At 73.4% G+C, this 14,295-nt stretch carries 3 protein-coding genes; all 3 read left to right on the plus strand.

Annotation, left to right across the window (positions count from 1 at the left end; translation table 11 throughout):
* Position 1: 1 nt before the first annotated feature.
* Positions 2-1,261 (plus strand): lysine N(6)-hydroxylase/L-ornithine N(5)-oxygenase family protein, encoded by a 1,260-nt coding sequence (locus tag ITP53_RS23330; protein WP_328815487.1) that lies wholly within the window; start codon positions 2-4, stop codon positions 1,259-1,261.
* Positions 1,258-4,422: a non-ribosomal peptide synthetase gene (locus ITP53_RS23335; protein WP_195897556.1), complete on the plus strand. Its 3,165-nt coding sequence runs from the start codon at positions 1,258-1,260 to the stop codon at positions 4,420-4,422. Before ITP53_RS23330 ends, ITP53_RS23335 begins: the two co-directional genes overlap by 4 nt.
* A partial coding sequence (locus tag ITP53_RS23340) for a non-ribosomal peptide synthetase (protein WP_195897557.1) occupies positions 4,419-14,295 on the plus strand: 9,877 nt, incomplete at its 3' end. The genes ITP53_RS23335 and ITP53_RS23340, both read left to right, overlap by 4 nt.

Raw genomic sequence — 14,295 nt, forward strand, 5'->3', positions numbered from 1 at the left:
AGTGTTCGATCTCGTCGGGATCGGTTTCGGACCTTCCAATCTCGCCCTGGCCATCGCCCTCGCCGAGGAAGGGTCTCCCGCGCTGTCCACGGTCTTCCTGGAGAAGCAGGAGGCGTTCGGCTGGCACCGGGGGATGTTGATCGAGGGGACGACCATGCAGGTGTCCTTCCTCAAGGACCTGGTCACCATGCGCAACCCCGCCAGCCCGTACAGCTTCGTGAGCTACCTGCACGCGAAGGGCCGGCTGGCCGACTTCATCAACCAGAAGTCCATGTATCCCACGCGCGTGGAGTTCCACGACTACCTGGAGTGGGTCGCCGCCCGCTTCGAGCGCCAGGTGCGCTACGGCACGGAGGTCGTCACCATCCGCCCGGTGGAGGCCGACGGCGAGATCAGGGAGCTCGACATCGTCGTGCAGAGCGGCGACCTGACCACCTACCGCGCCCGCAATGTCGTGCTCGCCGCGGGGCTCCGTCCCGTCCTGCCCGCCGGTGTCGTCGCGGGGGAGCGGGTGTGGCACAGCCAGGAGCTGATGTGCCGGCTGCGCGACCTCCCCGAGCAGCGGCCGCACAGGTTCGTGGTGGTCGGCGCGGGCCAGAGCGCGGCCGAGGTGGTCGAGCATCTGCACAGCCGCTTTCCCGCCGCTCAGGTCTGCGCGGTCTTCTCCCGGTACGGCTTCAGCCCGGCCGACGACAGCCCCTTCGCCAACGGCGTCTTCGACCCCGCGGCCGTCGATCGTTTCTACGACGCTCCCCACGACGTCAAACGCATGATCATGGACTATCACGCGAACACCAACTACTCGGTCGTGGACCTCGGCCTGCTCCACGACCTGTACGGGCGCGCGTACCGGGAGAAGGTGACAGGGGTCGAGCGGCTACGTGTCATGAACCTGTCCCGGGCCGTGGGCCTGGAGACCCGCTCCGACGGCGTGAACGTCCACGTCGAGTCGCTGGCGACCGGTGAGGTGGAGGCGCTGCGCGCCGACGTGGTCGTCTACGCGACCGGGTACCGGCCGGTCGACCCGCTGGACCTGCTCGGCGCGGCCGGGCAGCTCTGCCTGCGCGACGAGCGCGGCGACCTGCTGGTCGGCCGCGACCACCGGGTGCGTACCGGGCCGGAGACGTCCTGTGGCATATACCTGCAGGGCGCCACCGAGCACACCCACGGCCTCACCTCCACGTTGCTCTCCACCACGGCCGTCAGGGCTGGAGAGATCGTGGACTCGCTCGCGTCCGCGGTCCTGGAGCCGGCCCGGTGACGCTCACCGAACTGATCGAGGCACAGGCGGCGGCGACTCCTGACGCGCCCGCCCTGCGTTTCGGAGACGTCACACTGACCTACGCGGAGCTGGACAGGGCCGCGTCGAACCTGGCCGTCCGGCTGCGCGAGCGCGGGGCGGGCCCCGAGCGGATCGTCGCGGTCGCGCTCGAGCGTTCGGCCGAGCTGGTCGTCGCACTGGTCGCGGTGCTGAAGACGGGAGCCGCCTACCTGCCCGTGGACCCCGATTATCCGGCGGAGCGGGCCACCTTCATGCTGGCGGACGCCGAGCCCGTGACGACGCTGCGCACCCTGACCCTCGACCTGGCCGGGCAGGCCGGGCCGGGCGTGCGGGTAGATCCGCGCAACCCGGCGTACGTGATCTACACGTCCGGCTCCACCGGGCGTCCCAAGGGGGTCGTGGTCTCGCACGAGGCCATCGTCAACCGGATCCGGTGGATGCAGGCGGAGTACGGTCTGACCGCCGAGGACCGCGTGCTGCAGAAGACGCCGTCCAGCTTCGACGTGTCGGTGTGGGAGTTCTTCTGGCCGTTGGTCACCGGCGCCACGCTGGTGGTGGCCGAGCCGGGCGGGCACCGTGACGCCGCCTACCTGGCCGCCCTGATCCAGCGGGAACGGGTCACGACCGTGCACTTCGTCCCCTCCATGCTCCGCGCGTTCCTGGCAGACCCCGACGCCACCGGCTGCACCGGTCTGCGCACGGTGATCTGCAGCGGCGAGGCGCTGCCGGCCGGCCTGGCCGCCGGCTTCCACGCGAGCCTGCCCGGGACGGGTCTGCACAATCTGTACGGTCCGACCGAGGCGGCGGTGGACGTGACGTTCTGGCCGTGCCGCCCGGGTGTGGAAGGGCCCGTGCCGATCGGCCGCCCGGTCTGGAACACCACGATCCACGTGCTGGACCAGAACCTGCGCCCGGCGTCGTACGGCGAGCTCTACATCGGCGGGGTGCAGGTGGCCCGCGGTTACCTGCGCAGGCCCGGCCTGACCGCGGAGCGGTTCGTGCCCGATCCGTTCGGCCCGCCGGGGGCGCGCATGTACCGGACCGGCGACCTGGCCCGCCGGAGACAGGACGGGGTCGTCGAGTACGCGGGCAGGGTCGACGACCAGATCAAGATCCGTGGCTTCCGCGTCGAGCCGGGGGAGGTCGAGGCGGCGCTGGCCGCTCATCCGGAGGTACGTCAGGCGGTCGTGGCGGCCAGGGAGGACCGTCCTGGCGTGCTCCGGCTGGTCGGCTACGTCGTCCCGGCCGGTGGTGGCCGCGTGGACCCGGCCGAGCTCCGCGAGCACGTCGCCGCCCGGTTGCCGGCCCACATGGTGCCCGCCGCGTTCGTCCACCTGGAATCGCCGCCGCTGACCGCCAACGGCAAGCTCGACCGCCGCGCGCTACCAGCCCCAGAAACGGAGCCCGCCTCGCCGACGGCAGCGGGCACAGGAAAGGCGGCCGGGGGCGCGGGGGAGAGCGTCACGCCGGGAGCCCGGCCGGGCGGAGTGCCGGGTGACGGCTTCTCGGAAGAGGCGGCGGATGAGCTCGTGGCGGCGGAGGAGACGCTGGCGCGGCTGTTCGCCGAGGTGCTCAGGTTGCCCTCGGTGAGCGGGACGGACGACTTCTTCGCCCTGGGCGGGGACAGCATCCTCGCGCTCCACCTGGTGGGCCGGGCCCGGCGGGCCGGGCTGGCCATCACCGCCCGTCAGGTGCTCGACCTGGGAACGGTCCGCGCTCTCGCGGCCGTCGCCGGGAAGGGGACGGCCGCCGAGTCGCGGGCGGCGGCGCTCGGCGCCGTCCCCGCCACACCGATCATGGGCTGGTTGCGCGAACGTGGCGAACAGATCGACCATTTCGCCCAGTCGATGACGCTCCGCCTGCCCAGGGACGTGGACGGCGACCGTCTCACCCTGGCCCTGCAGGCGGTGCTGGATCACCACGACCTGCTGCGCGCCCGCCTGAGCGCCGACGGGCTCGAGGTCCCACCACCCGGCACGGTGACCGCCGCGGCCCTGCTCCGCGAGGTGCCGGCCGGTGCGGCGTCCGGCAGCGAGGGGCCGGGCACCGTGCTGCCGGCCGTTGCGGCGGCCGACGGGGAGGGGCCGGGCACCGTGCCGGCGTCCGGCAACGAAGGGCCGGGCACTGTGCTGCCGGGCGAGGCCGTGGCCGCCGCGCGTGCCGGGCTGGCGCCGCGTGACGGTGTGATGGTGCGGGCCGTCTGGCTGAACGCGGGGCAGGGCGGGCAGAGCCTGCTCCACGTGGTGGCGCACCATCTCGTCGTGGACGGAGTGTCCTGGCGGGTGCTGGCCGAGGACCTGGCACAGGCCTACGAGAGCGGCACGCCCCTGGTCCGCTCCGCCTCCTTCAGAACCTGGGCCAGAGGCCTGCGCGCGCTCGATCACCGCGCCGAGCTGCCGTACTGGCGCGAGACACTGACCGGCGCCGCGGCCTGGGATCTGGATCCGCTGCTTGACACCACCGCGACCAGCGCACGCCTCACCCTGAGCGCACGGCTCGACGTGTCGCTCGACCTCGTGCTCGCCGCGCTGGCCGGGGCCGTGGCCGAGCATCGGGCGCGCCACGGCCGCCCGGGAGGTCACGAGCTCCTCGTCGACGTCGAGGGGCACGGGCGCGAGGACGTGGTGGCAGGCGCCGATCTGTCGCGCACGGTCGGCTGGTTCACCAGCATCTCCCCCGTACGCCTCGACAGTGGATCGGTCGACGGCGTCTCGCGCCGGCTTCGCGCCGTCCCGGGCAAGGGCGTCGGGTACGGCCTGCTCCGCTACCTCGCCCCCGACTCAGGCGCCGAGCTCGCCCGCCTGCCCAGGCCGCGGATCTGCGTCAACTACCTGGGCAGGTTCGCCGAAGACGGAGGCGACTGGGGCATGGTCCTCGACCAGGAAAGCTTCCTGGACCTGGCCGACCCAGGGCTTCCGCTCGCGCACGCCCTGACGATCGACGCCCACGTGGCGGAGGGGCCCGAGGGGGCACGCCTGGAGGCCACCTGGACGTGGGCGGCCCGGCTGCTGCCCGAATCGGTGATCCGCGAGCTGGCCGATCTGTGGCTCGACGCGCTCACGACCAGCACCCCTTCCGCCACCTTCCTGGTCGGGATCGATCAGGAAGAGCTCGACGAGTTCGAGGAGACTCTGGCTTGAAGAAGGTCCAGGACGTCTGGCCGCTCACGCCGCTCCAGGAGGGCCTGCTCTTCCACGCCCTCCACGGCGACGGCGACCCCTACACCGTCCACTCCACCCTTGACCTGCGCGGCCCGCTGGACTCCACGGAGCTGCGCGCCGCGGCGGAAACCCTGCTACGCCGCCACGACACCCTGCGCGCGGCCTTCCGCCGTCGCAGGAACGGTCAGCCGGTGCAGGTCATCGCCGGCCGCGCCCCCCTGAGCTGGCGTGAAGTCGACCTGACGGACGGGCCCGGCCACCGGGGCTCCGCCGCCGAGGTCATCGAGGAGGACCGGCGGACACCCTTCGACCTGGCGGCACCCCCGCTGCTGCGCTTCACCCTGGTCCGGCTGGCTCAGGAACGGCACCTCCTGCTCGTTGCCAACCACCACCTGGTGCTGGACGGCTGGTCACTGCACCTGCTGCTGGAGGAGCTGTTCGCGCTGTACGACGGTGCGGCCCCGCCGCCCGCGCCGCCGTACAGGGACTACCTGACCTGGCTGGCCGCGCGCGACGAGGCCGGCGCGCGGGCCGCATGGCGCGAGTACCTGGACGGGTTCGACGAGCCCACGCCGCTGGCGGGAGAGGCCGCCGGCGCGGTGCGCGAGGTGGTGGCCGAACTGCCGGCCGAGCCGACCGCGCGGCTCGCCGCCCTGGCCCGAGCCTCCAGGGCCACCATGAGCATGGTCGTGCAGACGGCATGGGCGCTCGTGCTCAACCTGCTCACCGGACGGGACGACGTGGTCTTCGGTACCACCGTCTCCGGCCGGCCGCCCGAGGTGCCGGGGTCCGAGCGGATGATCGGCCTGTTCATCAACACCGTTCCCGTACGAGTACGGCTGCGCCCCGGCCTGCCGGTCACCGACCACCTCGACCGGCTCAGGAACGCGCAGGCCGGCGTCGCCGACCACCAGCACGTCGGACTGGCCGACATCCAGCGCCTGGCGGGGTGCGGCGAGCTGTTCGACACGTTGGTGCTGTTCGAGAACCATCCGACCGGCGTGTCGGGCGCCGGTGGGCTGAGGGTCGCGGGGGCCGAGGAGCGCGACGCCACGCACTACCCGCTCACCGTCTCAGCGCGGCCGGGAGAACGGCTGCGCCTTGAGCTCTCCTACCGGGAGGGATCGGTGACCGGCGCCAGGGCGGAGCGGATCGCCGGGTACCTGGTCAGGGCGCTGGAGCAGTTGGCGGCCGGTTTCGACCGCCCGGTCGGGCTGCTGGACCTGCTGGAGGAGGGCGAGCGCAGCCAGGTGCTCCAGGAGTGGGCGGGCCCGGCGCGGCCCGCGCCCGAGCGCACGTTGCCCGAGATCTTCCTGGAACGGTGCGCGGCCACGCCTGACGAGGTGGCGGTCGTGGACCCGCTCGGGAACACGCTCACCTACGCCGAGCTGGATTCCAAGGCAGGCCGGCTGGCCAGGGCGCTCAGCGCGCGCGGCATCGGCCCGGAGGACGTGGTGGCGCTGGCCGTGCCGCGCGGCCTGGACACGGTCGTCGCCATCCTGGCGGTCTGGCAGGCCGGTGCCGCCTACCTGCCGATCGACCTGGGCTACCCGGCGGACAGGATCGCGCTCATGCTGGGCGACGCGCGGGCGGCCGCGGTGATCACGGACTCCGCGCACGCGCTTCCCCAGGAAGCCGGCGACCGGCTGCTCCTGCTGGACGACCCCGCGTCGTGGCCCGCCCCCGTCGGGAGGATCGGCGCGGGTGTGTCGCCGCCCGCCACCCGGGCCACTCTCCCGGGCGGCCGGCACGGGCCCGAAGCCGGGCACACGAATCGGCCGCTCCCCCGCCACCCGGCGTACGTGATCTACACCTCCGGCTCGACCGGCAGGCCCAAGGGCGTGGTGGTGCCCCACGCGGCGGTGGCCAACCTGCTGGCCGCGCACGAGACGGACGTGATCGCCGACGCCGTGGCGGCCGTGGGTGGGCGGCGGCTGCGGGTGGCGCACAGCGCCTCGTTCTCCTTCGACGCCTCCGTGGACCCGCTGCTGTGGATGCTCGCCGGTCACGAGCTCCACGTCCTCGACGACACCACCTACCAGGACCCCGAACTGCTCGCGGCGTACGTGGCCGGGCATCGGATCGACTACGTGGACGTGACGCCGTCGTACCTGGCCTCGCTGATCACCGCGCTGGAGGACGGCCCGCACCGTCCCGCGGTCGTCGCGGTCGGCGGAGAGGCGGTGCCGGGCCCGCTCTGGCGGCGACTGTGCACGATGGAGGGAATCGTCGCCCGCGACCTGTACGGCCCCACGGAGTGCACCGTGGACGCCTACCTACGCAGGCAGGACGGCAGCGCGGCCCCGGTGCCAGGCGTCCGGGTCCTCCTCCTTGACGGGAGGTTGCGCCCGGTGCCGCCCGGCGTCACGGGAGAGCTGTACCTCGCCGGCGCCGGGCTGGCCCGCGGCTACCTGAACCGTCCCGGCCTGACCGCGGAGCGGTTCGTGCCGTGCCCGTACGGACCCGCCGGTGCCCGCATGTACCGGACGGGAGATCTGGCCCGCTGGCACGACGGCGTGCTGGTGTTCGGCGGCCGGGCCGACGACCAGGTGAAGATCCGCGGCTTCCGCGTCGAGCCCGGCGAGATCGAATCCGCGCTCACCGCCCACCCGCTGGTCGCCCAGGCCGTGGTGACCGTGCGCGAGTCCGGGAGCGAACCCGACGCCCTGCGAGCGGAGCGAGCAATCGGAAAGAGTGCGTCGCGAAGCGGAGTGGAGGCCCGACGGAGGAGGGGCTCCGCGGAGGGAGTGAGGAGCGGTGAGCGACCCATGGGCAGGACCGGGGGGCGGCAGTTGGTCGCCTACGTCCGCGGCCGGGTGAGCGAACGGGAGCTGCGCGACCACGCGCGGGAGTCGCTCCCGAAACACCTGCTCCCTTCGCTGTACGTCCTCCTCGACGAGCTGCCCGTGCTGCCCAACGGGAAGGTCGACCGCCGCGCGCTCCCCGCCCCGGAACACACGACGACCGGCCGGGACCCGCGCGACCCTCTGGAGGAGCGGCTGTGCGCGCTCTTCGCCGAGATCCTCGGTGCCGAGCACGTGGGGATCGACGACGACTTCTTCCAGCTGGGCGGCCACTCGCTGCTCGCCGCCCGGCTGGTGAGCAGGATCAGGTCGGAGCTCGGCGCGTCGGCGGACGTCCGTACGCTGTTCGACGCGCCCACCGTCGCCAGGCTGAGCGGCCGCCTCGGCGCCGCCGCCGACCGGCCTGCACTGGTCCCCAGGGATCGCCAGGAACGGTTGCCGCTCTCCTACGCCCAGCGCCGCCTGTGGTTCCAGCACCGGCTGGACGGCGGCTCCGTCACCTACAACATGCCCTTCGCCCTCCGGCTCGGCGAACACCTGGAAGCCGGCGCGCTCGAGCGGGCCCTGGGCGACGTGGTGGCCAGGCACGAGGTCCTGCGTACGGTGTTCGGCGAGGCGGACGGGGAGCCGTACCAGAGGATCCTCGATCAGGTGAGCCCGGTCGTCGAGGCGGGGCCGCCCGACCTCGCCCACGTCTTCGACCTGGCCGGTGAGCCTCCACTGCGCGCCTGGCTGTGGGAGGACCGGCTCACGCTGCTCCTCCACCACATCGCGGGGGACGAGTGGTCGATGCGGCCGCTCGTGTCCGACCTGACAACCGCCTGTCGAGCACGCGCGTCGGGCGGCGCGCCGCAGTGGCCGCCGCTGCCCGTGCAGTACGCCGACTACACGCTCTGGCAGCGCGACCTCCTGGGCGACCGCGACGACCCGGCGAGCCGGCTGTCCAGGGAGCTCGCCCACTGGCGCCAGACGCTCGACGCCCTCCCGCCGGAGCTTCCGCTGCCCGTGGACCGGCCCTTCCCCGACCAGGCCGGCCGGAGCGGCGCCACGATCGGCTTCGACCTGCCGGAGGCCGCGGTGGCGGCGCTGGCCCGCCGTGGCGGATGCACCTCGTTCATGGTGCTGCACGCGGCGGTCGCGGCGTTGCTGACCAGACTGGGCGCCGGCACCGACCTCCCCATCGGCACCCCCGTCGCGGGACGCTCCGACGAGGCGCTGACCGACCTGGTCGGCTTCTTCGTCAACACGGTCGTCCTGCGTACCGACACCGGCGGCGACCCCACCTTCACCGAACTCCTCGACCGCGTCCGCCGGATCGACCTGACCGCCTTCGACCATGCCGAGCTCCCCTTCGACCTGCTGGTGGAGGAGCTACGCCCGGTTCGCGTGCCCGGCCGTCACCCGCTGTTCCAGGTGATGGTCGCCTACCAGCACGACTCCGGCCTGCCCGTCGAGGAGATCGAGCTGGCCGTGGCCAAGTTCGACCTGACGTTCGCGTTCACCCCGGACGGCGGGCAGCTCGAGTTCCGCACCGACCTGTTCGACGCGGCCACCGCGGAAGGGCTCGCCGCCCGCCTGGTCCAGCTGATCGAGCAGGCGGCCGCCCATCCCGACCGGCCCCTCACGGACCTCGTGGTCGCGCCGATGCGCGAGCCCGTCGTCCGCGGTGTTCCCGGCGCCGCACCGGCGGGCGCGGCGGGACCACGCACGGAGGCCGAGCGGATCCTGTGCCGCCTGTTCGCCGAGGTGCTCGGGCACGGCGAGGTGGGAGTCGACGACGACTTCTTCCTGCTGGGCGGGCACTCGCTGCTCGCCGTGCGGCTGGCCGCCAGGATCAGGTCGGACATGGACGCCGAGGCGTCACTCGGCGACATCTTCGCCGCGCCGACCGTCGCCGGGCTCGCCGGGCGTCTCGGTACGAGGGACCGGCCCGCGCTGGTCACGATGCCGCGCCCCGCGCGCCCGCCGCTCTCCCACGCGCAGCGGCGGCTGTGGTTCCTGCACCGGCTCGACCGGTCCGCCGCCTACACCATGCCGTTGATCCTGCGCCTGCGGGAGCCACTCGACGCCGGGGCGCTGCGGCAGGCTCTCGGCGACGTGACGGCCAGGCACGAGGTGTTGCGGACGCTGTACGCCGAGGAGGACGGCGAGCCGTACCAGGTGATCCGCGACCGGGTGAGCCTGACCGTCGAGACAGGGCCGGCGGATCTCGGGCACGTCTTCGACCTGGCCGCCGAGCCGCCGCTGCGGGTGTGGCTGGAGGACGAGCGGCTCACGCTGGTCATGCACCACATCGCCTGCGACGAATGGTCGCTGGAACCGCTCCTGGCCGACCTGGCCGTCGCCTACCGAGCGCGCGTGTCGGGCCGGGCGCCGGAGTGGGAGCCGCTGCCCGTGCAGTACGCCGACTACGCGCTCTGGCAGCACCAGGCCATGGGCGACCTCGTGGACCGGCAACTCGGCTACTGGACGGCCGCGCTCACCGAACTGCCCGAGCGGCTGGAGCTGCCCGCATGGACGGGGGACCGTGGCGCCGCCTCGGCCCGCCTCCCTTCGGAGACGCGTCAAGCACTGGCAGAGCTGGCCCTGCGCGGTGGCGCGACGATGTTCATGGTGGTGCACGCGGCGGTGGCGGCGTTGCTGACCAGGCTGGGCGCGGGCACCGACCTCCCCATCGGGACCCCGGTCGCCGGACGTCCCGACGCGGCGCTGACCGATCTGGTCGGCTTCTTCGTCAACACCGTCGTCCTGCGTACCGACACCGGCGGAGATCCCACGTTCACCGAACTCCTCGACCGCGTCCGCCAGGGCGACCTGGCCGCGTTCGACCACGCCGACGCGCCCTTCGACCAGGTGGTCGAGGCGGTCAACCCCGATCGCGGCAGCGGCGACAATCCGCTGTTCCAGGTGGCGGTCGCCTACCATCCGGCCACCAGGGCGATCTTCGACGCCACCGAGGAGCCCGCGCCGCCCGGCCCGGCCAAGTTCGACCTCGCCGTCACCTTCACGGAACGCGGCGACACGCTGGAGCTCCTCGTCGAGCACCGGCACGGCGCGGCCGATCGGTTCGCCGACCGGCTGGTCCCGCTGCTGACCCAGCTGGCCGGCGACCCAGGCGGACGGCTGAGCGAGCACCCGATCCTCTCCCCGGACGAACGGCGCACCATCCTCACCACGTGGAACGACACCGGCGCCGCCGAGCCGTACCTGACGCTGCCGGAGCTGTTCGAGGCCCAGGTCAGAGCCACACCCGACGCGGTGGCGGCCGTGTGCGAGAACGACTCGCTCACCTACGCGCAGCTGGACGCGCGGGCCGAGCGGCTGGCCGCGTCGCTCGCCGGGCACGGCGCGGGGCCCGAGCGAATCGTGGCGATCGCGTTGCCGCGCGACCTGCGGATGGTGGTCGGCGTGCTGGCCGTGGCCAAGGCGGGCGCCGCCTACCTGCCGATCGACCCCGCCCACCCCGCCGACCGCATCGCGTCGACGCTCGAGGACGCGCGGCCCGCGCTGCTGCTGGCCACCAGGGAGACGGCGGGCCACGTGCCCATGACGCCACTGCTGCTGGACGACCTGCCAGAAGCCGGCACCGCGGTCCCCGTACGGCCGGGACCGCGCCACCCGGTGTACGTCATCTACACCTCGGGATCGACTGGCAGGCCCAAGGGCGTCGTCGTGGAGCACGCGGGTGTGCGCGCGCTCGTGGACACGGCCGCCCGGCGCTTCGGCGTCGGTCCAGGCAGCCGGGTTCTGCACTTCGCCTCGATCAGCTTCGACGTGGCGTTCTGGGAGCTGACCATGGCGCTGTGCACCGGTGCCACGCTCGTGGTCGTGCCCGCGGAGCGGCGCGTCGCGGGACCCGAGCTGACCGGCTACGCCACCGAACACGGCGTCACCCACCTGGCCCTGCCACCCGCGCTGCTGTCCGCGCTGCCGGAGGACTGCACCCTGCCGGAAGGCTCCACCCTGCTGGTGGGCACCGAGACGGTGACTCCGGAACTGGTGAGACGCTGGGCCGCAAGACACCGGGTCTTCGACGCCTACGGGCCGACGGAGGCGATGGTGAACTCCACGCTGTGGGCGGCGGACGGCGACCTCGGCACCCTGGCCGGCGTGCCCATCGGTCACCCCGACGTGGGCAAGCGCGTCTACATCCTGGACCGCGCGCTGTGCCCGGTGCCGCCCGGCGTCGTCGGCGAGCTGTACGTGGCGGGCGCCGGGCTGGCCCGCGGCTACCTCGACCGGCCCGGCCTGACCAGCGAGCGTTTCGTGCCCGATCCCCACGGGCCGCCGGGCACCCGCATGTACCGCACCGGCGACCTGGCCAGATGGCGCGACGACGGCGCGGTGGAGTTCGCCGGCCGGGCGGACGGCCAGATCAAGATCCGCGGCTTCCGCATCGAGCCAGGCGAGATCGAGTCCGTGCTGGCGAGTTGCCCAGGCGTGCGCGAGGTCGCCGTGCTCGCGCGGGAGGACCGGCCGGGGGACCGGCGCCTCGTGGCCTACGTGGCGGGTGCGGAAACCGACCCGGCGACGCTGCGCGCCCACGCCGCGGCCAGACTGCCCGGCTACATGGTGCCCGCCGCGTTCGTCACGCTCTACACCATGCCGCTGATGATCAACGGCAAGGTGGACAGGAAGGCGCTGCCCGCGCCCGGCGGCCCGGCCGGCCGGTCGAGGGCTCCTCGCACGGCCACGGAGCGGACGCTGTGCCAGATCCTGGCCGAGGTGCTCGGCGCCGAGTCCGTCGGCATCGACGACAACTTCTTCCACCTGGGTGGTCACTCGCTGCTGGCGGTCAAGGTGATCGCTCGCGTACGGGCCAGGCTGGGCGCCGAGATGTCGTTGCGTGCCCTGTTCGACACGCCCACGGCCGCCGGCCTGGCCACCACTCTCACGGCTTCCGCGGATGCTCCCGCCCTGGCGCCCGCGACGCGTCCTGCCCGGGTGCCGCTGTCCTCCGCCCAGCTCCGGTTGTGGTTCCTGCAGGCGCTCGAAGGGCCGTCGGCCACCTACAACGTGCCGCTGACCGTACGGTTGCCGGGCTCGCCCGGCCTCGCCGTGCTCGCGGCGGCGCTGGGAGACGTGGTCCAGCGGCACGAGGCGCTGCGCACGGTCTTCCACGAGGAGGGCGGCACTCCGTACCAGGTGGTTCTCGAGACGGCGGACCCGGTCGTCGAGATCGGGCCCGCGGACCTGGGTCACGCCTTCGATCTGGCCGCCGAGCCGCCGATTCGCGCCTGGCTGCACGAGGGGCGGTGCACGCTGCTCATGCATCACATCGCCTGCGACGAGTGGTCGGCCGGGCCGCTGCTCGCCGACCTCTCGACCGCCGTGCGCGCGCGAGCGGCGGGGCGGGCGCCGGAGTTCGCGCCGCTGCCCGTGCAGGTCGCCGACCACGCCCTCTGGGAACGGGACCGGCTCGATGCCCTCCTGCCGGCGCAGCTTTCGTACTGGACGCGGGCTCTCGCCGGATCCCCCGAGCGAATCTCGCTGCCCCCGGCCGGGCGGGGAGGCGCGGTCGTCAGGCAGGTGCCCGTGCGGAGCGCGCTGGCGGCACTCGCCGTCCGCTCGGGCACGAGCATGTTCATGGTGCTGCACGCGGCGGTGGCGGCGTTGCTGACCAGGCTGGGCGCGGGCACCGATCTCCCCATCGGGACGCCGGTCGCGGGGCGTCCTGACGAGGCGCTGGCCGACGTGGTCGGCTTCTTCGTCAACACCGTGGTCCTGCGCGTGGACACCGGCGGCGATCCCGGGTTCGCCGAGTTGCTCGAACGGGTACGCGAAGCCGACCTGGCCGCGTTCGAGCACGCCGACGCGCCCTTCGAACGGGTGGTGGAGGCACTCAACCCCGACCGCTCGACGGCCGGGAACCCGCTCTTCCAGGTCATGGTGGCCTACCAGCGGACCACGCCGGAGCCGCTGGAGGTCATGCCGGAGCCCGGCGCGCCGGCCCCGAAGTTCGACCTGGCCTTCGCCTTCACCGAGACAGGGAACGACCTGGAACTCGCGATCGAGCACCGTTTCGAGCAGGCCACGGCGGAGCGGATCGCCGACGGCCTGCTCCAGGTGCTTGAGCAGGTCGCGCAGGCACCGGGACGGCCGATCGGCGAGCTGGACCTGCCCGCTCCCGGCGGCTTCGCCACACGCGGACCGGCCAGGCGCGTCACGTCCGAGCGCCGGGAGCCGGACGGCCCGGTCGAGGAGCGGCTGCTGGCGATCTTCGAGGATGTCCTCGGGGTGAGCGGCATCGGCGTCGGCGACGAGTTCTTCCACCTCGGCGGGCACTCGCTGCTGGCCGTTCGCCTGATCAGCAGGATCAGGGCGGAACTCGGCGGGACGGTCACGATCAGGGACGTCTTCGACGCCCCCACCGTCGCGACGCTCGCCGGCCGGCTCGACCCCTCACCCGGGCGGGCCATGCCAGCGCTGATCCCCCAGCCACGTGGGCGGCGGATCCCGCTGTCCTCCGCTCAGCGGCGACTGTGGTTCCTGCACACCCTCGAAGGGCCCTCGGCCACCTACAACGTGCCACTGGCCGTACGGCTTCACGGCCCGCTCGTCCCGGACGCGCTCCGCGCGGCCCTGGCCGACGTCGTGGCCAGGCACGAGGTGCTCAGAACGCTGATCGCCGAGGACGACTCCGGGCCGTACCAGCTCATCCTCGACCCGGCCGAGGCGGGTGCGCGGCTCGCGTTCGACCCTGGGCCCGGCCGTCCGGGCCACGTCTTCCACCTGGCCGGCGAGCTGCCGATACGGGCCTGGCTGCACGCCGAGCGGCCCGGGGAGCACCGGCTGCTCCTCCTGCTCCACCACATCGCCGGCGACGAGTGGTCGGCCGGCCCGCTCTGGGCCGACCTGGCCGCCGCCTACCGGGCGCGCGTGGCGGGCCGCGCGCCGGAGTGGGAACCGCTGCCCGTGCAGTACGCCGACTACGCCATCTGGCAGCAGGAGAACCAGGAGCAGGACCAGATCACCTTCTGGCGGCGAACCCTCGACGGACTCCCCGCGCACCCCCGGCTCCCGCACGACCTGCCCCGCCCACCCGTGA

Origin of the sequence: Nonomuraea cypriaca (genome assembly GCF_015645445.1) — a bacterium.
Classification (GTDB): domain Bacteria; phylum Actinomycetota; class Actinomycetes; order Streptosporangiales; family Streptosporangiaceae; genus Nonomuraea; species Nonomuraea cypriaca.